This window comes from Roseibium porphyridii, from assembly GCF_026191725.2.
In the GTDB taxonomy this organism is placed as follows: domain Bacteria; phylum Pseudomonadota; class Alphaproteobacteria; order Rhizobiales; family Stappiaceae; genus Roseibium; species Roseibium porphyridii.
The window spans coordinates 5,410,067-5,432,413 of record NZ_CP120863.1 but is presented as its reverse complement, the minus strand read 5'-3'; the positions used below and the strand labels follow the sequence as shown (position 1 = coordinate 5,432,413).

At 56.7% G+C, this 22,347-nt stretch carries 20 protein-coding genes; 8 read left to right on the top strand and 12 right to left on the bottom strand.

Translation table 11 applies throughout. The features are described 5' to 3' along the window. Window positions 1-88 precede the first annotated feature (88 nt). Window positions 89-853 carry a WecB/TagA/CpsF family glycosyltransferase gene (locus tag K1718_RS25020; protein WP_265680429.1) on the top strand — a complete coding sequence of 255 codons (765 nt, stop codon included), beginning with the start codon at window positions 89-91 and terminating at the stop codon, window positions 851-853. On the opposite strand, the gene K1718_RS25015 is transcribed toward K1718_RS25020, so the two are convergent. Both K1718_RS25015 and K1718_RS25010 read right to left on the bottom strand, forming a co-directional pair. Next, the gene (locus tag K1718_RS25015; protein ID WP_418068095.1) at window positions 850-1,617 is read right to left on the bottom strand and encodes a cobalt-precorrin-6A reductase; all 768 of its coding nucleotides are present in this window, start codon (window positions 1,615-1,617) and stop codon (window positions 850-852) included. The genes K1718_RS25020 and K1718_RS25015 overlap by 4 nt on opposite strands. Continuing rightward, a complete protein-coding gene (locus tag K1718_RS25010; protein ID WP_265680431.1) occupies window positions 1,595-2,695 on the bottom strand; it encodes a cobalt-precorrin-5B (C(1))-methyltransferase in 1,101 nt (366 codons plus the stop codon). Before K1718_RS25010 ends, K1718_RS25015 begins: the two co-directional genes overlap by 23 nt. A gap of 127 nt (window positions 2,696-2,822) precedes the next feature. Between K1718_RS25010 and cobA the strand changes: the two genes are divergently transcribed. From cobA to bchE, 3 genes are all read left to right on the top strand, one after another. Continuing rightward, complete coding sequence (gene cobA / locus K1718_RS25005) at window positions 2,823-3,692, top strand: uroporphyrinogen-III C-methyltransferase (RefSeq protein ID WP_418068094.1); 870 nt, start codon at window positions 2,823-2,825, stop codon at window positions 3,690-3,692. Beyond that, on the top strand, window positions 3,682-5,001 hold the full coding sequence (locus K1718_RS25000; protein ID WP_265682475.1) for a cobyrinate a,c-diamide synthase: 1,320 nt from the start codon (window positions 3,682-3,684) through the stop codon (window positions 4,999-5,001). Before cobA ends, K1718_RS25000 begins: the two co-directional genes overlap by 11 nt. A gap of 119 nt (window positions 5,002-5,120) precedes the next feature. Then, complete coding sequence (gene bchE, locus K1718_RS24995) at window positions 5,121-6,668, top strand: magnesium-protoporphyrin IX monomethyl ester anaerobic oxidative cyclase (protein ID WP_265680432.1); 1,548 nt, start codon at window positions 5,121-5,123, stop codon at window positions 6,666-6,668. A gap of 76 nt (window positions 6,669-6,744) precedes the next feature. On the opposite strand, the gene K1718_RS24990 is transcribed toward bchE, so the two are convergent. The 8 genes from K1718_RS24990 to K1718_RS24955 form a co-directional block, all read right to left on the bottom strand. Then, window positions 6,745-7,341, bottom strand: a complete 597-nt coding sequence (locus K1718_RS24990) for a Crp/Fnr family transcriptional regulator (protein ID WP_265680433.1) — start codon at window positions 7,339-7,341, stop codon at window positions 6,745-6,747. 154 nt (window positions 7,342-7,495) lie between these two features. Beyond that, complete coding sequence (gene cobM, locus K1718_RS24985; protein WP_265680434.1) at window positions 7,496-8,269, bottom strand: precorrin-4 C(11)-methyltransferase; 774 nt, start codon at window positions 8,267-8,269, stop codon at window positions 7,496-7,498. After that, the gene (cobJ, locus tag K1718_RS24980; RefSeq protein WP_265680435.1) at window positions 8,266-10,161 is read right to left on the bottom strand and encodes a precorrin-3B C(17)-methyltransferase; all 1,896 of its coding nucleotides are present in this window, start codon (window positions 10,159-10,161) and stop codon (window positions 8,266-8,268) included. Before cobJ ends, cobM begins: the two co-directional genes overlap by 4 nt. Further along, window positions 10,131-10,856: a precorrin-2 C(20)-methyltransferase gene (gene cobI, locus K1718_RS24975; protein ID WP_265680436.1), complete on the bottom strand. Its 726-nt coding sequence runs from the start codon at window positions 10,854-10,856 to the stop codon at window positions 10,131-10,133. Before cobI ends, cobJ begins: the two co-directional genes overlap by 31 nt. After that, the gene (cbiE, locus tag K1718_RS24970; RefSeq protein WP_265680437.1) at window positions 10,853-12,052 is read right to left on the bottom strand and encodes a precorrin-6y C5,15-methyltransferase (decarboxylating) subunit CbiE; all 1,200 of its coding nucleotides are present in this window, start codon (window positions 12,050-12,052) and stop codon (window positions 10,853-10,855) included. The genes cobI and cbiE overlap by 4 nt, the downstream gene beginning before the upstream one ends. A 261-nt stretch (window positions 12,053-12,313) precedes the next feature. Then, a complete protein-coding gene (locus tag K1718_RS24965) occupies window positions 12,314-12,970 on the bottom strand; it encodes a precorrin-8X methylmutase (RefSeq protein ID WP_265680438.1) in 657 nt (218 codons plus the stop codon). Window positions 12,971-12,980: 10 nt separating this feature from the next. Continuing rightward, window positions 12,981-14,063 carry a sirohydrochlorin chelatase gene (locus tag K1718_RS24960; protein ID WP_265680439.1) on the bottom strand — a complete coding sequence of 361 codons (1,083 nt, stop codon included), beginning with the start codon at window positions 14,061-14,063 and terminating at the stop codon, window positions 12,981-12,983. After that, the gene (locus K1718_RS24955) at window positions 14,060-14,302 is read right to left on the bottom strand and encodes a DUF6732 family protein (protein WP_265680440.1); all 243 of its coding nucleotides are present in this window, start codon (window positions 14,300-14,302) and stop codon (window positions 14,060-14,062) included. The genes K1718_RS24960 and K1718_RS24955 overlap by 4 nt, the downstream gene beginning before the upstream one ends. 333 nt (window positions 14,303-14,635) lie before the next feature. On the opposite strand from K1718_RS24955, the gene K1718_RS24950 reads away from it, so the two are divergent. The 4 genes from K1718_RS24950 (at window position 14,636) to K1718_RS24935 (ending at window position 17,699) form a co-directional block, all read left to right on the top strand. Next, window positions 14,636-15,085: a DUF2946 family protein gene (locus K1718_RS24950; RefSeq protein WP_265680441.1), complete on the top strand. Its 450-nt coding sequence runs from the start codon at window positions 14,636-14,638 to the stop codon at window positions 15,083-15,085. 85 nt (window positions 15,086-15,170) lie between these two features. After that, the gene (locus K1718_RS24945; RefSeq protein WP_265680442.1) at window positions 15,171-16,574 is read left to right on the top strand and encodes a PepSY-associated TM helix domain-containing protein; all 1,404 of its coding nucleotides are present in this window, start codon (window positions 15,171-15,173) and stop codon (window positions 16,572-16,574) included. 219 nt (window positions 16,575-16,793) lie between these two features. Continuing rightward, window positions 16,794-17,312 carry a glycine cleavage system transcriptional repressor gene (locus K1718_RS24940; protein ID WP_152503658.1) on the top strand — a complete coding sequence of 173 codons (519 nt, stop codon included), beginning with the start codon at window positions 16,794-16,796 and terminating at the stop codon, window positions 17,310-17,312. A 72-nt stretch (window positions 17,313-17,384) separates the two neighbouring features. Continuing rightward, window positions 17,385-17,699, top strand: coding sequence for a DUF1905 domain-containing protein (locus K1718_RS24935; protein ID WP_265680444.1), 315 nt, complete (start codon window positions 17,385-17,387; stop codon window positions 17,697-17,699). Window positions 17,700-17,716: 17 nt separating this feature from the next. Here the strand turns inward: K1718_RS24935 and K1718_RS24930 are convergent, their stop codons facing one another. Both K1718_RS24930 and K1718_RS24925 read right to left on the bottom strand, forming a co-directional pair. Continuing rightward, window positions 17,717-19,006, bottom strand: a complete 1,290-nt coding sequence (locus K1718_RS24930) for an Hsp70 family protein (RefSeq protein WP_265680445.1) — start codon at window positions 19,004-19,006, stop codon at window positions 17,717-17,719. Window positions 19,007-19,260: 254 nt separating this feature from the next. After that, window positions 19,261-21,930, bottom strand: a complete 2,670-nt coding sequence (locus tag K1718_RS24925; RefSeq protein ID WP_265680446.1) for a M10 family metallopeptidase C-terminal domain-containing protein — start codon at window positions 21,928-21,930, stop codon at window positions 19,261-19,263. Between the last annotated feature and the right edge of the window lie 417 nt (window positions 21,931-22,347).

Here is a 22,347-nt window from a genome sequence, read left to right as displayed (position 1 = left end):
TTTAATAATGTTCGACATAAGAATCTCGTAACTTACATAAGAACAATCGTTAGCTCGGCAATTGGCCGTCATTGGAATTTTTTTGGCAATGAACAAGGTTGAGTTGGATCTGCAACCGTGGATCAACACAATGGAAATTGGACCGTTGGAAATTTCGCGCCTGAATCGTCGGGAAGCGATTGGACTGATCCGGTCGGCCGTCCTTCGGGGCGAGCGATTGGATGTTGCCATTTGCAATGCTCATACGGTTCTGACCGCAATTGACGATCCGGAATATGCGGCGACACTCAATCGCATGACCTTGTTGAACGACGGGATCGGGATTGATCTCGCCAGCCGGTTTCTGAACGGGAGCCCTTTTCCTGACAATCTCAATGGCACGGACTTTGTGCCCGATGTCTTGAAAGACATTGGTCTTTCCCTGCGCATCTACCTGCTCGGAGCTGAGGAAACGCAATTACAGCGGGCTCGGAAACATATCGAGAAAACCTACCCTGCACACGAAGTCGTCGGCTGCAGAAACGGCTATTTCGATATGGATGATTGCCAGGAGGTATGCGCGGAGATCAGTGCGCTAAGGCCTGATCTTATTCTGATTGCCATGGGCAATCCGAGACAGGAAAAGTTCATCGTTCAAAATCGACAGAATCTAGATGTGAAAGTAGCGATCGGTGTTGGAGCGCTTTTCGATTTCATGTCGGGGTCCGTTGCCCGCGCGCCGAAGATTGTTCGCGCAGCTGGATTGGAATGGCTCTTCAGGTTGCTTCAGGAGCCGAGACGTTTGTTTCGCCGCTACGTCGTTGGAATTCCGAGATTTGCGTCCGCTGTGTTCAAATTCAGATTTGGCGGCTAGTCGCGACAATCCACGAACTGTTCGATAAATTTCAGGACCTCGGCTGTCGAGGCAGCCGTGTTGGCGTCCGGTAACGCCGGTCTCTTGATCATGAGAAGAGGGACCTCGAGTTGCCGGGCTGCTTCGATCTTGGCGTAGGAGGAGGCTCCACCGCTGTTTTTCGTCACCAGATGCGTGATCTTGTGGTGCTTGAGCAAGTGTCGTTCGGCATCGACGCTTTTGGAAGGACGTTCGAGAACCAAGTGCCAGTGATCGGGCAACGGTCGTTCGGGCGGCTCAATCATTCGTACCAATGCAAAGCAGTCGTCTCGATTGGTGAACTTGTCAATTTCCTTTCGCCCGACTGAAAGAAACGCGCGCGACTTTTCGGGCAGCGCCTCAGCTGCAGCGGTTGTCGAGGCAACATGTTGCCAGGTGTCACCGTCAACTTCATGCCATATGGGCCGCTCTAGGCGGATGAGATGCGTATCGGTCTGACCGGCAGCGTCAACGGCATGTCGGCTCATTTGGGCAGCGAAGGGGTGCGTCGCATCAATGATCAGGTCGACACCTTCCTCTTGAAGATAGCTGACAAGACCATCAACGCCTCCAAATCCGCCTACCCGGGTCGGAACACCGAGATCGGGCAGATCTTTGACAACTCCCGCAAAGGATACTGTCAGTCTGACCGCGGCAAAACGTTGAGCAATAGACTTTGCTAGTTGTCGTGCCTCGGAGGTTCCGGCAAGCAGCAAGATGTGGTCAAGTGTTCGTGTCAAATCCACATTCTCCGAGAACAAGTCCCTGCCGATCCGTGATCAGGACCTCGATCGCAACAGGAGCGTCCCTCAGGATCCGGCGCACCGCTGCCTTTGACCTGCGCGCCAACGGCAAGCTCAGGTCGATATTTTCTGCCAGAGACGCATCAAGCACTTCTTTGGCGGTATTGGCCGATGCGGCGGCTTCGATCAGGGATGCGGGAGCCGCCGCTTCGCTGAGAAGGTCCTGCAGAAACGAGAAATCGACGGAACTGCGCGCTGAATGCAGGTCGAGCGCGCCTTGGGCCAGTTTCGACATCTTGGCAAATCCGCCGGCCATCGTCAGCTTGTCCACGGGATGGGCGCGCAAGTATTTCAAAAGGCCGCCCGCAAAATCGCCCATATCCAGATAGGCAGCCTCATCCAGTTGGTAGCGGCAGCGAACAGCGTCTTCCGAAGATGATCCGGTGGCACCGACCACATGCGTCAATCCGATCGCCCGGGCAACATCAATACCCCGATGGATCGAGGCAATCCATGCGGCGCAGGAAAATGGGCGCACGATGCCTGTCGTGCCAAGAACCGAGAGCCCTCCCACGATACCCAGGCGGGGGTTCATGGTTTTCTGCGCGAGCTCAGCTCCACCTTCGATGGAAACGGTGATTTCAACGTCGCCGGCAGCTTGGTGTCTGGTGGCGACTTCCGCAATGGCCGCCTGCATCATCTGGCGCGGCACGGGGTTGATCGCGGGTTCGCCCGGGGGAACCGGCAAGCCGGGCCGTGTCACCGTGCCAACCCCTTCTCCGGCCCTGAACTTCACACCTTCAGTCGGTGGCAATCTCGTGACAGCTGATGTGATCAGCGCGCCATGCGTCACATCAGGGTCGTCGCCCGCATCCTTTGTTATGGAAGCGGTTGCTGTATTGCCTGATAGTGCGTGGCGCGTCAGCGCGAATTGCGTTGTGCCGCCCTTTGGCAGCGTGATTTCAACGGGGTCCGGAAAGGTGCCCGTGAGAAGTGCTTCATAGGCCGCTTTCGCTGCGGCCGTTGCACAGGCGCCGGTCGTCCAACCGCGTCGCAACTCTTTGGGCTCATTTCTCGACATCGTTCCTCTATAGCGGAAGATGCCGTGCTTTGCGCGCCCGTCAATATATACGCGATGAAATGTCGTATTCGGGCCGATTTTGATCGTGGAATCGCTTGGCGCTTGCGTCCAAGACAGATAAACAGGAATGATGAACGCAGAGAGCGACAACAACAGCTTGCCCAACGGCTTACCGGATTTTGAGCCGGGTTGGGTCTGGCTGGCCGGTGCGGGCCCGGGTGACCCTGGATTGCTGACGTTGCATGCCTTGAACGGCCTGCGCCAGGCGGACGTGGTGGTTTACGATGCGCTTGTCGACAGCAGCATCCTTGCCTGGGTCAAACCGGATGCGGTTACGGACTTTGCGGGAAAGCGGGGCGGCAAACCCAGTCCCAAGCAGCGTGACATCACCCTGAAGCTGATCGATTACGCGCGTCAGGGCAAAAGGGTGTTGCGACTGAAGGGGGGTGACCCATTCGTTTTCGGCCGTGGCGGTGAGGAAGCGCTCGGACTGGTCGAGGCTGGAATTCCGTTTCGGATCATACCTGGAATAACAGCAGGTATCGGCGGTCTTGCCTATGCCGGAATTCCAGCGACACACCGCGACTGCAATCAGGCCGTCACGTTTCTGACAGGACACGACCAGTCCGGACTGACGCCGGACGCCATCAACTGGGAGGGCATCGCCAAAGGTTCGCCGGTTATTGTCATGTATATGGCAATGAAGCATCTGGAAACGATTGCCGGAAAACTCATGGCGGGTGGACGATCCGCAGCTGAGCCGGTTGGCATTGTCTGCAACGCTTCTCTTGACGGCCAGGAAATCCTCGAAACCAGCCTGGGTCGGTGTGCCGAAGACGCCAAGGCTTCAGGGATGGCTCCGCCGGCAATTGTGGTCGTTGGCGAAGTCGTACGGCTGCGCAGTGGCCTTGACTGGCTCGGAGCAATGACCGGCAAGATGCTGGATAGTGATCCGCTGGAGCTGCGGTCCGGCCGCTGTTCGGCCGATGCGGGTTGAAGCTGCACCTGTCACGACAAAGGGCCTGATGATTGCCGCACCGACGTCCGGTGCCGGCAAGACAACTCTGACGCTTGCGCTTCTTCGGGCCTTTAAAGACGCTAGCAAGGTGATCGTCTCAGCCAAGTCGGGTCCGGACTATATCGACCCACGCTTTCACCAGGCGGCCAGTGGAAAACCTTGCGTCAATCTGGACGCCTGGGCCATGACACCTGACACGCTCAATTCTCTGGCTCTTTCTCAGACAGACAACGCCGAACTGATGATCGTTGAGGCAGCCATGGGCCTCTTCGACGGTGCTGCAAATGGCAAAGGCTCTGCAGCAGATCTCGCCGTTGCGCTGGGTATTCCCGTCGTTCTCGTCATTGACTGCGCAAAACAGGCTCAGTCGGTCGCCGCACTTGTTCACGGCTTTCGCACTTTCCGGTCAGACATCGATTTGGCGGGTGTCATCTTGAACCGGGTGGGCAGTGCCCGGCACGAAAAGATGCTGCGTGATGCGCTCGCACCGCTCGAGGTCGAGGTGTTTGGGGCCATCGAAAGGTCTGATGCTCTTGGTCTTCCCGCACGCCACCTTGGGCTGGTGCAGGCGAACGAACACCCGGACCTAGACGCTTTTTTGAAGGGGGCTGCAGGCGTTTGTCGGGACAGAATAGATCTGGACCTTTTGGCGCATAAGGCAGTTCAACTCAGTGACGCGAAGCGGCGGTCCCGCGATCTGCCTGAGCCGCTTGGCCAGCGAATTGCCGTTGCGCAAGATGTTGCCTTCGCCTTTGCCTATCCGCATCTCCTGAAACACTGGCAGGAAAGTGGAGCTGAGCTATCCTTTTTTTCACCGCTTGCCGATGAAGCGCCAGACAACAGCGCGGATGCGGTTTATCTTCCTGGCGGTTATCCGGAACTGCATGCGGGAAAGCTCGCCAGCGCGACACGGTTTTTCGCCGGCATGACAGAAGCAGCGAATGCCGAGCGCCTCATCTACGGCGAGTGCGGCGGCTACATGACACTCGGCGAAGGAATGATCGATGCAGAGGGCATTCGCCACCGGATGCTCGGGCTTCTTCCGTTGGAAACGTCGTTCAAGGCGCGCAAGCGCCACCTCGGATACCGCAAGCTGCGCCCGCTGAAAGGTGCTCCCTGGACCCGTCCCCTGACGGCACATGAATTTCACTATGCAAGCATCATGTCGGAAGGAAAGGCCGCACGATTGTTTGCTGCTGAGGATGCCGCTGGCAATCAACTTGGCGATCTTGGGCAAACCATAGGGACGGTCAGCGGCTCCTTTGCACATGTGATCGCCTGCAGTTGAGTGCCGCTCGCAGCTGCACAAAATCTCGCCGTTTCTCCTGAAAACATCGACAGTTGACGCAAAGCGTCTGCAAGACCGGATGCGCCTGATGGCACGGGGCGCAATGGAGAACCGGTTACATGAAAGTGCTCATCGTCAATCCGCCACATACGGCCATCGGCAGCCGTATACCTGATGACCATCTGCCACCACTTGGTCTTCTTTCCATCGCAGGGCCTCTGATCGACGATGATCATGAAGTAGATTTTCTGGATGCGGAATTCGGTCCATTGCCGATTTCTGACATCGTTTCCGCAATAGAAAAATCCGGTTGCGAAGCTCTGTTACTCGGCCATTCCGGGTCAACGTCCGCCCATCCGACAAGTTCCGAAATTGCAAGGCGTGCCAAAGAGTGCTGTCCGGGGTTGCTGGTCATCTATGGGGGTGTTTTCCCGACTTATCACTGGCGGGACATTCTGCGCGAAGCACCAGAGTTCGACATTCTGGTCAGGGGCGAAGGCGAGGAAACCTGCCGACAGCTCGTCAATGCTCTTGGTCGAAACCAACCGATTGCCGGCATAAGAGGCATAGCGTTTCGAGCAGAAGGGAAGGTTGTCTCAACACCGCCGCAGCCGATGATTCGAGACCTCGACGCCTACCGAATCGCATGGGAACTGATCGACTTTGATCGCTATTCCTACTGGGGAGGAAAGCGCGCGGTGGTCGTCCAGTTTTCAAGGGGGTGCCCACATCCTTGTACCTATTGTGGCCAGCGCGGGTTCTGGACACAGTGGCGCCATCGTAACCCGGAGGTTTTTGCAGCCGAATTGGCCTGGCTTCATCGCAAGTATGGCATCGAGGTTTTCAATTTTGCCGACGAAAACCCAACGTCCTCGAAGAAAATGTGGAAACGGTTTCTGGAGGCGATCATCTCGGAGAATGTTGAAATCACTTTGGTTGGCTCAACGAGAGCAGACGATATTGTTCGTGATCGTGACCATCTTCATCTTTACAAGAAAGCGGGCGTGGAACGGTTCCTGATGGGCATGGAACACACGGATGAGAAGGTTCTTGCCAAGATCCGCAAAGGCGCGACACCCAGTACGGACCGTGAAGCGATCCGGCTCATGCGGCAGCACGGCATGCTGTCCCTCGCAACCTGGGTGGTCGGTTTTGAAGAGGAACGGGATAGTGACTACTGGCGGGTTCTTCGTCTACTGCTCAGCTATGACCCGGATCAGATTCAATCGCTTTACGTGACGCCGCATCGCTGGACACCACTGTTTGGCGATATCCGGCACCGCCGGGTCATCCAGTTGGATCAGCGCAAGTGGGACTATAAACACCAGGTCCTTGCCACACGGCATGTACCGCCCTGGCGGGTATTTCTTTGGGTGAAGGCAATCGAATTCATCGTGCAATCCCGTCCACGTGCGCTTTGGCGGCTTTGGTCAATGCGCGATCCAAAGCTCAGGCACGCCCACAAATGGTACTATGCAATGGGCCGAAGGGTGTGGATACACGAGGTGCTCGGGTTCCTGTTTCGCGACAAGCGCATCAAAAATGGGCCAAGCGTGGCTGAATATTGGGGTGCAAATCACGAGAGCGAGGAAGCGTTGTCACGAAGTCGATCGGCGGCTCCTTCTATCTCCGACGCTGAGCCATTGCAGTTGAACAGTGCGAGCTAGACAAAACGAATGCCTTACCAAAAGCTCTTCTTCGGCCGCTTTCGCAGCTGACACATTTAGGAGACCATTCAGGCTGTCAGATGAGACGGCAGCGGTTTTCTTCCCGTTCGATCCGCTTGCTTTTGTCGAGCAATGCGAGTGCACGATAACAGGCCTCATGCGATAGGCCGAGCGTCCGAGAAACGTCTTTCCAGGAAAGATGCGGGTCGCGCCAGCCCTTCGCATCGGGTGGTAAAGATTGAAGATAGGAATAAACCCTGTCGTCGGCACGTTTGATGTTGCGCAGCTCGATCTGATTGCGCAGGCCGCGGATCTGAATCGAGTAGGCTTTCAGCATCAGCATCGCCATGGCTGGATCATTGAGCGCTTCCAGCACAGCAGCCTTGTCATAAGCCGTGCAACGAACGTCCGTTTCACCAACGGCATCGCAATGGTAACGGTCTGAAAAAAGGGACGCCTCTGCGAAGAGGTCGCCGGGGTCGGCGCGCTGTACGACGAGTTCCTGGCCGCTTTCAAGGATACGAACCATGACCAGTCGGCCCGTCCGTACAAAAAACATGCGCTTGACCTGATCGCCTGTTCGAAAAAGAAAGTTGTGTTTTTTCAATACGACATCAGTGGCTTGCAATCCGGCAGCGTCAAACGCCGCGCGTATGTCTTCTTGGCCACTCATCAACAGAACACCTCGCAAGCATATGATTATGATCATATACCTTTTGCGACAAGTTTGCGAGACTAGGCCAGAACGGCCCCATCGGTCGGCGTGAAGCAACAGATGCCGAAAAACTCAAACAACGGCCAGAGCCAAATCGGACATTGCAAGTGCTTCACGCCTTGGCCTTCTTCTTGGGCCTCAAAACGTGAACATGATCGGCGTCATAGAGCGCGCTGTCGCGGAAGTCCTCACCCGGCTTTAAGGCATGACCGACAAATATCAGGGCGGTTCGGGTAATTTTGGAGGCCCGGACCTTTCCTGCAATGGTCGACAAGGTTCCATGGATGAAGCTTTCATCCGGCCATCCGACGCGGAAGGCGACAATCACAGGGCAATCCGGACCGTAGTGTGGTGTCAATTGTCGCTCGATCTCGCGCAGATTTCTGACAGAGAGATGGATTGCGAGTGTGGCACCGCTTCGGCCAAGCGTGTCCAGATCCTCATTGTTCGGCATGGCGGACGACTGCATGGCCGTTCTGGTGACAATAACTGTCTGCGCCACCTCTGGTATTGTCAGTTCAGTCTTTAGGGCTGCCGCGGCTGCCGCAAAGGCTGGTACGCCCGGCGTCACATCATAATCAATGCCAAGGGCATCAAGACGTCGCATTTGCTCAGCGGTTGCGCCATAAATGGACGGGTCTCCGGAATGGACGCGGGCGACATCCAGGCCTTTGTCATGGGCAGACTTGATTTCCTCGATGATCTCGTCAAGCGTCAACGGCGCGGTATCAACGACCCGGGCACCCTCTGGAGCTGCTGCAACAATCTGTTCCGGAACCAGAGATCCGGCATAGAGGCAGACCGGACAGGACTGGATGAGCCTCAGTCCTCTAACCGTGATGAGGTCCGGATCGCCCGGACCGGCGCCGACAAAATGAACAGTCATGCCTGGTTTTCCGCTTCAGTTTCGTGTGAGCTGTCGTCTGCTGGGGATGACGTATCTTGAGATACATCGGTCGGCTTTGGAGCATCTATGCGTTTGGAGTAGCCGCGCGGGGTATAGACGAAGGGATGGCCGTCGCCGCGCAGTACCGAGCGGGTCGTTGACGAGCCGACGAGCACCGTCGTCAGCATATCAACGTCGTCAACGGAAAGTGCTTCCAGCGAAAGCACTCTGATCGTCTCATCCGGGCGGCCGAGATTGACACCGAGAATGACCGGTGTGGCACCCGAGCGATGCTCCAGCAGAATCTCTTTGGCCGCAGCGAGTTGGGTACGTCTGCGCTGCGACACCGGGTTGTAGAATGCGATCACGAAGTCGCCTTCAGCGGCGGCCTTGAGACGTTTTTCAATGACTTCCCAGGGCGTCAGCAGATCGGACAGGGAAATTGCGCAAAAGTCGTGACCGAGCGGAGCGCCGATCAACGCCGAACATGCCTGCAATGCCGAAATGCCCGGTGCATTGGTGATCGTAACGCGTTTTGCCGCATCGGAAACACCGCCGAATTCCTGGTTTCGATGCAGCAATTCGTAGACAAGCGTTCCCATCGCGTAGATGCCGGCATCGCCGGAAGAAATCAGTGCGACATTCTTGCCTTTACCTGCTTCCTCAAGTGCGAACCGAACCCGGTCTTCTTCTGCACCAAGCGGAAAATTGTGATGGGTCTTGCCGGTGATGTGGTTTTCGACAATGTCGAGGTACAGCGAATACCCGACGACGTCCGATGCCTCGGACAGCAGTTTGGTTGCCTGCGGTGTGCGCCAATCATCCTTGCCGGGTCCGATGCCGATCACCGACAGGTGCCCTCTTGCCTGACCCACGGCCGACGTGTCGATTGCCTTTGGAGATCTGGCAATGGCGCAGGTCGCATTTTCGGTTTTCTGCTTTTCAACCGTCAGTGCAGCGAAGGGACCGGCCGCCGCAAGCGCGCCACCTTCCGCAACGCCATAACAACCCACCTCATCGAAGACCACATTTGAGGGGTTTCTCAGCCGAGGCGTTTCACGCTGCAGTTCCACGGCGGAAAAAAGCCGCACTGGCACACCGAGATGATCGGCCAGGTCATTGACGGCAGTCTCATCGGCCTTCAGGTCAATTGTTGCAACACATGCAACGGCTCCGGGGGCGATTTTGGCTTCTGCGAGTTGTGTCTCGACAAGGTCGATCAATTCCTGGCTGGCACATCCTCTTGCACAGCCGACGCCGACGGCGAACTTCTGTGGATGGTAGACCAACCGGGTCGGTCCGCTGACCTCCGGTTGCTCACTGGCAACGAGGGAAATGGCCGCGTCGTCTGAGTGCACAAGGTCGGCTTCCGACAACCAATCCGCATTGCCTTCCAGGCGGACCGACGCGCCTGAGATAAGCTCGGCCATGACCGGTTTGGCATCTTCGGGGTTGATCAGCCGCCAGCCGGAAGGAGGAGCATCAAGCGCGACGCCAAGCTTAAGATCGCCGGCGGTTGTGATCGCCGCATGGCCGCGAAGCCCACGGGCCAACACACGGGCCAGCTCGTTGGCGCCCCTGTGACCGCCGAGCAGCGGCACAATGCTTGAACCGTCCTCTGAAATGGCGATGACTGGAGGTTCTGATGTCTTGTCCGAGAGAACCGGAGCCAGCGCGCGGATCAGGATCCCGCTCGCGCAGAAGCCGACGATCGGATGGCCAGCCTTGAACAGGAGCTGAATGTGCTCGATCGTTTCGTTGAATTGGGTATCGGCCATCGGCACACGGCCGGCCAGACCGTGAATGCGCGCAGTCGAAAACCGCTTGGCAACGTCTTGTGCCGTTTCAAAGCCGGTCTCGTTCAGGACGAGAAGGATGGGGGAAGCGTCCACGCTTCGTCTCCCTTGTAGATAAGGATCATGGAAAAATAGGGTGCAGTTTCCGCCTCTAGGTCAACAAGGCGGTGAACCTTTTGTTCGGGAAGGCTGGCGCGTTCCACATAGCCGGCGCGATCGAGCAACCCCATTTCGGACAAAAGCGCCTTCAATCGTGCCAGATGTCGCCCGACCTTCATGATGGCGACAGCCTGGGCCTCTTCGACCTTGCGACGGATCTCATTGTCGGGAAGGGGTCCCGGGATGATGGTCAGAACGTCGTTTCGCGATGTTAGCGGGCGTCCGAGCTGTGCCGCACAGGTTGTCAGTGATGTGACCCCGGGCACGATTTCAACCTCGAACCGATCTGCCAAACGTTCAAAAAGATACATGAACGATCCGAAGAAAAACGGGTCGCCTTCACAAAGAGTGACAACATCCAGGCCACTCTCAAGCACTTCGGCAATGTCTGCAGAGGCCTTGTCATATATTTCCTTGGCGGGAAACCGGTCCACGCGCATGGGCACAATGATCGGGATTTCCCGCGCCTCGTTGCCGATCAGGCCATCGGCGATTGAACGTGCGAAACTTGTTCCAGAATCTGGGGCTGGATAGGCCACCACCTTCGCCGACGTGATCAATCGATGCGCCTTGAGGGTCATCAGCTCCGGATCCCCGGGGCCGAGGCCGACGCCAAAAAGCTTGCCGCTCATGACTTGGTGACACTCCACTGGGTTACGGTCATCTGCGGGCGCCACCCCGTCAGGCCACCCACTGCGCTTGCCTTCTGTACGGAAAGCCGTTTCAAGGCTCCTCCAAGCGTTCGATATGCTTCAAGCAGCACGGCTTCGCTTTCAAGGGTGACCGCGTTGGCCACAAGCTGTCCGCCAGTTTTCAGCGCAGCCATGGCACCTGTAACAGTGCCGGGAGTTGTGAGACCCCCGCCGATGAAAACAGCATCAGGTTCAGGCAAATCGGCAAGTCCATCCGGCGCAGATGCATCTTTGAGCTCAAGATGCGGTACGCCGAGTGCGAGCGCATTGTCCGCAGCCATTTGGCGCCGGTCGGCATTTGGTTCCAGCCCAATGGCTTGCGTGCGATCAGCTGCGCGCAACCACTCTATGGCAACTGATCCGCAACCCGAACCGATATCCCAGAGGAGCGCGCCCGGAAAGGGTTTCAATTCAGCAAGCGTCGCTGCGCGGATGTCCTGTTTGGTCATCTTTCCGTCGTGTCGAAAGGCGTCGTCGGCAAGTCCGGCTGTCCGGCCACGGAACCTTGAGTTCGGGTCGGCGACGACGTCGAGCGCGAGCGTGTGAAGGTCCACAACCGCGTGAGACCAGTCTTCCGCCGTCCCATGCACGATGCGCTCCTTTTCACCGCCAAGATGCTCCAGAACCGTCAGCTTTGTACGTCCATAACCTTCATCCGCCAAAATGTCGGCGACCTGGCGTGGCGTGTCGCTATTGCTGGTCAGAAGCAGGATCCGAGCCCCCGGATAAAGGGCTGCCCGTACCAAGTCGACAGGCCGGCCGTGTACCGACAGACATTCTGTTTCCTGAAGAGACCAGCCCTTGCGCGCGGCCGCCAGTTGGAAGGCGGAAAGAGAAGGCAAGACCCTCATTTCATCCGCTGAAAAGTGCCTTAGAAGCGAAGCGCCAATGCCGAACCACATCGGATCTCCGCTTGCGAGAACAGCAACTTTTTTGCCGGATTGCTGCTTCAGGTCCTCATAGACGTCTGCGAACGGGCTGGGCCAGGACTTCGCCTCAGCACCAGCCGGGACGTTTGCCAGCGCCAGATGACGCTTGCCTCCGAAAACGAGGTCAGCCTGATCGAGTGCATCCCGCCCACCTGGAGCCAGCGCACCGTCTTCGCCTATGCCAATCAGGGTTAGCCAGGAAGTCATTCTTCTTCCTTCAGGCTGTACGGTTTTATAGAGGGCCTTACGGATAGATCCTTTGGTTTTCCGTCTTGCGGAAGCACAACCTTGCGGCCACCTCTGGATCGGTGATGCTGCTTTTCAGCCGAGGTTGCCTCGCTTGTGCCCGAGCCTTTGTTTGGGAATAGCGCTGCGGTGCCGCCGGGTCGAGAGAGAAACCCGCGAGAGCGCATTGGCTCTTTTGTCCCAACCGATCTGAATTTGGGTTTTCCGATTTCGTCGCTCAAGTCAGTCTTCCTCCGGGAGACCGGCCACAAGCGCGTTTACCGCTGCCGCAGCCATCGCCGAACCGCCGCGCCTGCCGGCAACGGCAAGATAGGGGATCTCAAATGGATTGTTGACCAATGCGTCCTTGGATTCTGCAGCGCCGACAAAACCAACCGGGAACCCCAAAATCGCTGCTGGGCGAGGTCCGCCATCAGCGATGAGTTCCAACAGGTGAAAGAGCGCGGTCGGCGCATTGCCGATGGCAACGATCGCTCCGTCCAGTCGTTCACGCCATAATTCAACGGCCGCCGCCGATCTGGTCGTTCCGAGCTGCCCGGCAAGGTGAGGCACCTGTTGATCGTTCAATTTGCATATCACCTCTGACCGGTCTGGAAGCCGGGACTTGATAATGCCGTGAGAGACCATTTCCACATCACAGAACACCGGTGCAGCGGAAGCGATGGCGGAATGCGCAGCCTCCAGAATACCGCTTGACCAGCGCAGGTCCTTTGGCAGATCCGTCATACCGCAGGCATGGATGAGGCGGATGGCCACCGGATGCAAGTTTTCTGGAAGACTTGCAAAATCAGTCTCTGCACGCACTGTTGAAAAGGACTGGCGATAGATCGCTGCAGGGTCCTTTTCATAGTCGTAGGACGGTTTCGTATCTGTGCTCACTGCCCTGTGCTTACCCGTCTCGGTTCAAAGATTTTGGCCCGTGCGGATGGTCCGCGTGAGGATAGGGATGGTGATGATGATCGTGGCTGTGATCGTGACTATGGCCATGCCCGTGATCATGACTATGCCCGTGATCATGGTAATGATGACCAGCGGCACGAACCTGCTTCTCACAGGCTCCTGTGCAGATTTCATCGCAAAGTTGACACTCTGCTTCCGCACCAAGACCTTCCACGTGGTGGTGATGGCTTTCTTGCGCCAGTCCCACCTCCGCTTCGAAGCCAAGCACCTGCTCGCGGTATTTGCACATCTGACAGTTCATCAGATTGGCACCTTGCAGAATTTCCTGCACACGATCCGCCATTGTATCAATGACCTGCGGATGGTCGTTCAGATATCCAGCCTTGATGAACTCAATGTCCGGATGGTTGGCAGCAACCTCATCCGTGTTTGAATAGATCCTTTGAACGAGAACCCCGGTAAACAGGAAATACGGGAAGACGATAATACGCTTGTATCCAAGCTTGGCCGCGTGTTCGAGACCGGCCCCGACAAGGGGAAATGTCACGCCGGAGTAACAGGTTTCCGCCCAGCCGAAACCGAACCCTTCCCAAAGGAGGCGCGTGATCTTGGTAACGTTCGAATTTGCATCGGGATCAGATGCACCGCGGCCTACCACCATAAGCAGCGTTTCATGCAACGGCACGTCGCCTTCTGCTGCATCGATGGCTTCCTGGATGCGCGCACCGGCTGCCTTGACCATGCGCATATCGACCGCAAGTTCCCGGCCATAGGAAATTTTCATTTCCGGGTGCATGGCCTGATAGGTGTTCAGCACCGAAGGGATGTCATTTTTGGCGTGGCCTGCCGCAAAAAGCATTCCTGGAACCGCCAGAACATGCGTGCACCCCTGTTCGCGCAGCTTGGTCAGACCATCATGGATGACCGGATTGGCGAATTCCAGGTAGCCGTACTCTACCGGCCAAACTGGAAAACGCGCCTTTAGCCCTTCAGCCAGCTGGGCAAACTGCTTGACCGCGCCTTTGTTGCGACTTCCATGGCCGCAGATCATCAAACCGAGTTTTTCACTCATTGAGCAGCTTCCCCGGCAGTTTTCGTGTCTTCAACATCTGCATCAGTCGGATCTTCGGATTTCTTTTGCTTGCGGTCCTTCAAAGCGACAAGGCCGGCAACCAGAGCAGCGCCGGCAATCGCTGCGACCCCAACCCAGTGGGAGTGTCCGGCAAGTTCGCCAAGGTGACCACCATGTGCAAACGCAGATGTCGGCAACATCGAGGTGGTAAGGCCGGTTAAAACGGTCCGGTGAAACATCTCTCTCTCCCCCTCAAAAGGCAGGTTATCGTCGACAATCCTGTTGGGGAGATGAAAGCAAACACGCGCAAGGGTCCGGCGCTTTACCGGATCATCGCTTGTGCCTTGGACAGCTCCGGCATTGGTCCCCTGTTTGGGTCAACCGCATCCGGAATCGCTCTCAGTCCCTTCAAAAGGACGCCGTCAGGTCGCGGCACATTAGGGGAGGGCCGCAGGAGGATCAAGCGCGAAAGCGACATCTTGAGGCGCATACAGACAACTTGTGAAAAATGGCCGGAAATGCTGATGCGACTATCAAAAGTTGTGGTTCGTTGAGGTTGCGTTTGTGTTCGTATGGGCACTGGTCTAGAGATCGACCTGCGTGAAGAGAGGAGCATCGACGGCGTGGAACGTTTCCGGAAAACAGGCCCGGATTCGATAAAGGTGATCAGAACACTGCTTCTGCTGCCTTTTCTTTTTGTTGCCCTCTTGCCGAAGGGCTTTATGCCCGCAGTGCAGGCGGATGGCACCTTCACCGTTACACTTTGTACGGCTGAAGGGTTGAGAACTGTCACTCTGGACGCCAACGGTGCCGAAATCCCCTCCGATAGCGATTCGGACGACGACGCACTAAAGCACTGTGTTTTTGCTGTTGCTGGTGTGTTTGCACTTCTTCATGCTTGTGCGGGTTGCTGGGACGCGCCACGGAACTCCGAGCAACATGTGCCCTTCCAGACAATGGTTTGGGTGACGAGAAGCTCGACAGGCCAGCATGGTGCGCGAGCGCCTCCCAGATTGGTTTGACCGACTTTCCTCAATCAAAAATTCAGTCTGACCAGAAGCCGCACCTGCAGAAAGCAATGGTGATCGACTTCGCTATGGAGTTCTCATGTCAATCAATACTGAGGATGCTGGAAACGCATCCGCACCCAGCCGGTTTTACCTGGCCGCCTGGCGCTGGCACTTTTATGCGGGCCTGTTTGTCATACCCTTTCTGATGACCTTGGCGGTCACCGGAATGACGATGATGTATGTCGGTTATTTCGACGGAAGGGATGGCGAAAACATTCATGTGCCAAAGGTGGGCGAAACGCCGATGCCCATATCCGACCAGGCCGCCGCTGCTTTGGCGAGCCAGCCCGGCAGCACGCTTGTGGAGTGGCTGAAAGGCCGGAGCGCTGAAAGTGTATCCGTCTTCAGGATCAACTCCGACGGTGTCCAGTCCATGGTGGCCGTCGACCCGTATCAAGGTGACATTGTCGAGACCTGGGTGCGCCGGGATGGCTGGTATGATTTTGCCGACAGCATTCACAGCGATCTTCTTCTCGGAACGACAGGTGACCGCCTTCTGGAAATAGCAGCCGGCTTTGCCATCGTGCTCACCGTGACAGGCCTTTACCTGTGGTGGCCGCGCGACAGATCCTTTGTTCGTGCGCTCCTCCCGTTCATTGAGGGTCGTGGTCGCCCGGTTTGGAAGATACTTCACGAAAGTATCGGGATATACGTCTCGCTTCTTTTGGTTCTTTTCCTGATCACCGGTATGGCCTGGACAGGCATCTGGGGTGACAAACTGGTTCAGGCCTGGAACACGTTTCCAGCTGAAAAATGGAACGAAGTTCCGCTCTCCGACAAAACGCATGCCTCGATGAACCACGGAGCGATTTCGGATGTTCCCTGGGCGCTTGAGCAAACGCCAATGCCGGCGTCGGGCTCTGATGCGGGAATTGTCGGGATCGCCTCCGGTGTTCCGGTGACCATCGACAGCATCGCCAGTCTGGCTGAAGAAATCGGGTTCAATGCGCGCTTTCGTGTCGCCTATCCCGGTGGAGAATCGGGCGTCTGGACAATCAACCAGGACACCATGAGCGCGGATGCCAAAGATCCTTTTTCGGATCGCACAGTCCATGTGGACCAATACACGGGCCGTGTTCTGGCAAATGTATTCTTCGCCGACTATTCGCTCGCCGGTAAGGCGATGGCCGTTGGCATACCGCTCCACATGGGCCTTGTCGGGTTGTGGAACCTGATACTCAACACGCTTGTGTGCTTGTCGGTGATCTTTTTATGTGTCAGTGGACTTATGATGTGGTGGCTCCGCCGCCCAAAAGGGTCTGCCTTCAGAGTTTTTGCGCCCAAAACACCTGAAAACCTGCCGCATTGGCGTGGGGCGATGATCCTGATGCTGTTTCTCTCGTTGGCATTCCCGCTTGTTGGCGTAACGCTCCTGACGGTCCTGGTACTGGACTATCTGATTGTCAAACGCGTCCCGATGCTCAGGCGGGCGCTCGGATAAAACGTATGTTCGGGGTCATGATCGGTCCTGGGTGCTCTCAAGTCTGGTCTTTGACTGGATTTGAGGGCTTGAGCCTGAATGGATCAAAACGCACCGCGGAGAGTTGACGGCTCCCCGCGGTGAGCGCCATATGGCATCAGGACAATCCGGCTGCTTGTGTTCAGCATTCCGGAATTGTCCGGATGCCGGAGCGCGGCGCTGAACTGGAGCACTAGGAACATGCAGACCCATCTTGTATTTACGGTGATCGCAAAAGATCGGCCAGGGCTCGTGGAACGGATGGCCGAGGTCATTGCCGGATTGGGCGGCAACTGGATCGAAAGCTCCATGGCCCGTCTTGGAGGTGAATTTGCCGGCATTGTTCGCGTTGCCATTGCCGGTGACAGTGCAACTGAACTGGTGAGCCAGCTCAAAGCGCTATCCGACGACGGCATCGACATCACGCTGCGTTCCGATAAGGCAGGAGATGACGCGCCTGCGGGAGCATCTGCTCATCTTGATCTGGTTTCACAAGACCATCCCGGCATTTTGCGCGACATCAGCAGCGTTTTGAGTGACAAGGGTGTCAGCATCGAAAACCTGGAGACTGAAGTTGTCTCAGGTTCCATGCAGGGCGAAGCCTTGTTCAAGGCGTCTGCCGATCTTCGGCTGCCCGCAGGCCTCGATCCAACTGACTTGAGCGATGCCCTGCAGGAAACGGCAGGTGATCTGATGGCCGATATCAACCTGGTGGACTGATGAGCTTCCGGCAGCTTGAAACAACCTGCGAACTGTAAGTCACAACAATCAGGATATTTTCCGGAGCGTTTCATGCTTGATCGCTTGTCCTTTTCCGCATGTCTTTGGGTCTACCCGGGCAAGGGTGGCTGGACGTTCGTGACGCTGCCAAAGGACTGTGCTGACCAGATCCGTTTTGTGAACGGGCACGGCAAGGGCAAGGCCTTTGGCATGGTCAAGGTCAAGGCGCAATTGGGGTCAAGCGTCTGGCAAACGACCATCTGGCCGGACAAAACGTCCGGATCCTTTCTTTTGCCTGTCAAATCAGCAGTGCGAAAAAAACAGAGGGTTGGTGCCGGCGACAAAGTGGATATTGATCTGACCTTGAAATCACCGCCGGACCTTTGAGCCAGCGCTTGGCGGGATCACGCGGCCAGTGCCCAATCGGAAGCGTCTTCGCGCGCTCCGATCAACGCAAGACCGTTCGCGACAGAGGTAAGTTCATTGCCGCCGGAGATCCTGTCCGCGCCAAAGCGCTCGCTGAATTGCCGTCGTACGGCCGGAACAAAGGAAGTGCCGCCGGTCATGAAAACCCGGTCAATGTCATTATTTTCAAGTCCGGCTCTTTCAAGCGTTCTGTCCAGCACCAGATCCATTTTCTTTAGATCCGGCGCAATCCAGCTTTCAAAATCCGATCGTACTATTCGCGCCCTGAAATTGCTTCCAAGCGGCGTGAACAAAAGATCGGCCTCGTCTTGCTCTGAAAGCTGTGCTTTGGTTTCTGAAACGGCCTTATAGAGCGGATAGCCCTGGTCTTCCTCGACAAGATCGATGAACAACTCGATTTTATCTGGCTCCAGACACCAGCGGAGCAGTTTTTTCATTTCCTTGAAATCATCGGAAGTCTTGAAGATCGACAACATGTGCCAGCGTGCAAAATTTGAAAAGAGATTGGGCGGGATCTCGAGCACCTTACCCATGCTTTTATAGGCTGACCCTTTGCCGAGTTCTGGCAAGACGACGTTGTCGATGATGCGGTAGTCAAACGTGTCGCCGGCGATACCGACACCGCCGCGCCCGAGCGGCGTCGCCTTCATGTGCCCTGCCTGCGTTTCGAACCGCATCAAGGAATAATCCGTCGTGCCACCACCAAGGTCGGCCACGAGAATGGTCGTGTCCTCGCCAAGCGATTGTGCATAGGCAAATGCCGCACCGACCGGCTCCATCACAAAGAGAATGTCTTCAAATCCGAGTCTTTGAAAAGCTCTCCGGTATCTGGCCATGGCAAGCTGATCGTCTGGCTTGTAGCCTGCAAACTCCACCGGCCGCCCGACGACAAGCCGGGTCGAGGCCGGGTCAATAACGGTTCCCGAGCGCTCAAAAGCGCACTTCAAAAACGTTGCCATCAGCGCTTCGAAATCAAACGGTATGCCGTAAATCCCCGTCCCCTTGAACGCCGCGCTGGCCGCAAAGGTCTTGAGCGACTGGATAAACCGCACATCCCCAAAACTCTCCAAAAACTGCCTGATCGCCCAAGGCCCAACCTCCGCATGCGGCGCTTTCGCCGCACCCTTGTCAAGAAAACTCAGAACAGTCGGCAGGGAGGTTAAGGTGCCGTTGCCATCCTGGAAATGGACGGGCGTTGTGGCAGATCGACCACTTGCGAGAACAGCAACGGTGTTGGAGGTGCCGAAATCAAGGCCGATGGTGGGCATACCGGTTCACATATCAAATCGAGGACGTCCAAACGTCGGAGACCTATGGCAGCTTGGTCGGAATAATGAGACCTGATGTTGGAGCGAGCCAGTAGATATGCGGGAGCGGCACTAATTGCAACAGGTCAGCGAATAAGTATTGCGTCCGAGTTGTTGACTGAAAGTCAGGTTTTCCTAATGTGGGAGTGTCTGCTGTGATAATCCATGTAGTAGTGCGTTTGCCAACTGCAATAATGGTTACAGAAGTGTGGATATCAGACGAAATTGAAATCATCGACAGTCAGTAGGGCAAAGTTGAAATTCTCCAGCAGGATCGATCCCGCAGCATAACTGATCAGAGCATTTCCACTGCTGTTCGTAATCACCAGGTCACCGAATGTGGTGGCTCCCACGGAAATCTCGATCACATCGATCGTGTCCTGAAAATCTGTGATCGTGTCATCGTATCCGGTTTCGTTGAAGACGAATGTGTCGGCAGCGCCACCACCCTTCAGCGTGTCGTCACCCGCTCTGCCAACGAGACGATTGGCGTTACCGTCGCCTGCAAGCGTATCGGCAAATCCGCTCCCGGTGAGGTTTTCGATGCCGATCAAGCGGTCGCCCTGGGCATCGCCGCCGCTTTCGACGGTGGAATCGCCGATATTGACGGTGACCGCCGAACCGGAGGTGCTGTAGTCCGCCGTGTCGGTGCCCGCGCCGCCTTCAAGTCGGTCCGAGGAACTGCCTCCGATCAGAAGATCGTTGCCGTCACCACCCCTAAGGGTGTCATTGCCAGCCAGGCCCGAGAGCGTGTCGTTGCCGCCGCGGCCTTCCAGGACGTTGCTACCGCTTGAACCGGTCAGCGTGTCATTGAAAGCGGACCCAAACACCGCCTCGATGCTGATCAGGCGGTCGCCCTGGGCATCGCCGCCACTTTCAACGCTGCTGTCGCTCAGATTGACCGTGACCGCGGACGAGGAGGCGCTGTAGTCGGCATAGTCATAACCGGACCCGCCATCGAGCCTGTCGGAAGACGCACCGCCGGCGAGATAGTCATTGCCGCCCAGGCCGCGCAGCGTGTCATTGCCGGCGCCGCCGGAAAAGGTGTTGGAACCGGAATCGCCGTCGAACATGTCATTGTAGTTCGATCCGCTGGCGCCCTCGATGCCGATCAGCCGGTCGCCCTGGGCCCAGCCGCCTTTTTCAACCTTGTTGTCGCTCAGATGGATCGTGACACCGCTGGTCGACTGGGCATAGTCGGCAATATCGTTGCCGTTGCCGCCTTCAAGGCGGTCATTGCCGGCGCCGCCGCGCAGAAAGTCGTCACCTTCACCGCCGCGCAGGGTGTCATTGCCGTACCAGCCGTAGAGCATGTCGTGGCCGCCGGCACCTACAATCGTGTTGGAACCGGAGGAGCCGGTGATGACGTCGTTGTGGTGCGATCCGTAAACGCCTTCGATGCTGATCAGCTTGTCGCCCGCCGCATCGCTGCCGGCTTCAACGCTGCTGCTGCTCAGATTGATGAAGACGCTGCCGCCTGCATTCAGGTAGTCGGCGATGTCAAAGCCCGCCCCCCCGTCGAGGCGGTCTGTCGAGGCGCCACCGCGCAGGATGTCGTTCCCACCATTGCCGAGCAGCGTGTCATTGCCGGACAGGCCGTAGAGCATGTCGTTGCCGGACCGTCCGTCAAGCGTGTTGGCGTTTGAATCCCCGACGACAAGGTCATTGTAGTTGGAGCCGGTCACATGTTCGACGCTGGTCAGCGTGTCCCCTTGGGCATGACCGCCGCTTTCGGTATAGGCATCGCCGAGATTGAGGAGGATCCTGCTGTTGGATTGGCTGTAATCGGCAGTGTCATTTCCGCCGCCGCCGTTCAGCGTGTCCGACCCCAGTCCGCCGCGCAACTGATCGTCGCCGCCATTGCCCAGAAGCGTGTCATTGCCGTTGCCACCCGATAACAGATTGGCGACGCCATTGCCGGTCAGCGTATCGTTGCCGCTGCCCGATGTTGCGTTTTCAATCACGGTCCCACGCGAAATGATCAGGTTGCCGGTATAACCGCGGACGCTCGAAATGCTCTCCGCATTCAGGTTGATCGACTGGTTTCCGCCGTAGGAACTGAAATTGAGCGTGTCCGTGCCGCCGTCATCAACGATTGTGTAGCTGATATAGCTGTTCATCGAACTGACTTGCTGCATCACATCGCCGGAATTGGCTCCATCGCCGTAGACCGTGTTGCCGGTGCGTGTCGTGCCCGTCGTTCCGTAGAGATTTCGCACAGCGATGATGTCGGCAATTTGTGGTGAAATCGCATACACATAGCTGGCATTGATGTAGGTGTTTTCGTATTGGCTGAAATACGACATCACCGATGCTTGCCAGGAATCGTTGGCGTAATGGTTGTCGGTGCCATAGGTCGCCGATCCATTGTAGTTGCCGCCATGACCGAGCCCGAGCGCATGGCCGATTTCGTGAATGTATGTTTGGAAGGAATAGGTGTTCAGGCCAGTCCCGTACGCCCCAATCCAGTTTGTGCCCACATTTACATAGCTGTAGGTAATATTGGATCCGCTGACGGAGGACCAGCAGTAAGCACTGTTGACGTCCGAGTCGCCAAAATCGATCTGGGCACTGCCTCCGGTATATGTGAAATTCAAGCCTGTCGCGTCAGACCAGAATTCCAGGGCGCTGCGTGCCAGTGTCTGTACCGCGCTGGGAAGGGCAGAGATGTTCACGGAAATCGTTCCGCCGACACCGACGTTAAACGATCGGTCCGAACCACCCCAAAAGACATTGGTCAACTGGTTGGCGATCTGATCGTTGGTGAAGACGGGTGTCGAGGAGGCGACCGGCGAGCCGGCAGGGGCTTCTGCGTCGCTGCAGGAAAAACCGGCGACCACAGGAATATCTCTCGTGCGTCCGGTCGCATCGCAAAGTGTACACATTCAAACAGCTCTCAGGTTTTGAGACGTTGTGTCTCAGTCCAAAACAGGCCGGCGACACGTCATAAAGCACCGCAGCCGATAGTCTCTGAACACGCGGCTACGTCTCCTTCATGCGTGATTATACAAAAGTCGTGAAATAAAGTTGTTCGGTTGTTAACAGGTCAAATTAATTCCTGCCGCATCCGCTAACCGTATGATCACCTGTTTGGCAGGGCTCACGTCGCACCTAACCCGCCGGACGGATTGAAACTCTTGATGCGGACATGCTTCAGCTGGCTGATGGCGACTTTGTAGTGCATGAACACTGCAGTGGCAGGGAAACACACGTGACTTCAATGGCTTTTCGGACCCGCACTCGAGGGCGTTGCGAGATTGTGCTCCGCGTCATAGCGATCTTGCTCACTACACTTGCATTTT

What these genes read in the sequence shown, in the direction of transcription:
- K1718_RS25020 (WP_265680429.1), top strand. Translation starts at nt 89, where the DNA reads ATGAACAAGGTTGAGTTGGATCTGCAACCGTGGATCAACACAATGGAA.
- K1718_RS25010 (WP_265680431.1), bottom strand. Translation starts at nt 2,695, where the DNA reads ATGTCGAGAAATGAGCCCAAAGAGTTGCGACGCGGTTGGACGACCGGC.
- cobA (WP_418068094.1), top strand. Translation starts at nt 2,823, where the DNA reads ATGATGAACGCAGAGAGCGACAACAACAGCTTGCCCAACGGCTTACCG.
- K1718_RS25000 (WP_265682475.1), top strand. Translation starts at nt 3,682, where the DNA reads ATGCGGGTTGAAGCTGCACCTGTCACGACAAAGGGCCTGATGATTGCC.
- bchE (WP_265680432.1), top strand. Translation starts at nt 5,121, where the DNA reads ATGAAAGTGCTCATCGTCAATCCGCCACATACGGCCATCGGCAGCCGT.
- K1718_RS24990 (WP_265680433.1), bottom strand. Translation starts at nt 7,341, where the DNA reads ATGAGTGGCCAAGAAGACATACGCGCGGCGTTTGACGCTGCCGGATTG.
- cobM (WP_265680434.1), bottom strand. Translation starts at nt 8,269, where the DNA reads ATGACTGTTCATTTTGTCGGCGCCGGTCCGGGCGATCCGGACCTCATC.
- cobI (WP_265680436.1), bottom strand. Translation starts at nt 10,856, where the DNA reads ATGAGCGGCAAGCTTTTTGGCGTCGGCCTCGGCCCCGGGGATCCGGAG.
- cbiE (WP_265680437.1), bottom strand. Translation starts at nt 12,052, where the DNA reads ATGACTTCCTGGCTAACCCTGATTGGCATAGGCGAAGACGGTGCGCTG.
- K1718_RS24960 (WP_265680439.1), bottom strand. Translation starts at nt 14,063, where the DNA reads ATGAGTGAAAAACTCGGTTTGATGATCTGCGGCCATGGAAGTCGCAAC.
- K1718_RS24955 (WP_265680440.1), bottom strand. Translation starts at nt 14,302, where the DNA reads ATGTTTCACCGGACCGTTTTAACCGGCCTTACCACCTCGATGTTGCCG.
- K1718_RS24950 (WP_265680441.1), top strand. Translation starts at nt 14,636, where the DNA reads ATGGGCACTGGTCTAGAGATCGACCTGCGTGAAGAGAGGAGCATCGAC.
- K1718_RS24945 (WP_265680442.1), top strand. Translation starts at nt 15,171, where the DNA reads ATGTCAATCAATACTGAGGATGCTGGAAACGCATCCGCACCCAGCCGG.
- K1718_RS24940 (WP_152503658.1), top strand. Translation starts at nt 16,794, where the DNA reads ATGCAGACCCATCTTGTATTTACGGTGATCGCAAAAGATCGGCCAGGG.
- K1718_RS24935 (WP_265680444.1), top strand. Translation starts at nt 17,385, where the DNA reads ATGCTTGATCGCTTGTCCTTTTCCGCATGTCTTTGGGTCTACCCGGGC.
- K1718_RS24930 (WP_265680445.1), bottom strand. Translation starts at nt 19,006, where the DNA reads ATGCCCACCATCGGCCTTGATTTCGGCACCTCCAACACCGTTGCTGTT.
- K1718_RS24925 (WP_265680446.1), bottom strand. Translation starts at nt 21,930, where the DNA reads ATGTGTACACTTTGCGATGCGACCGGACGCACGAGAGATATTCCTGTG.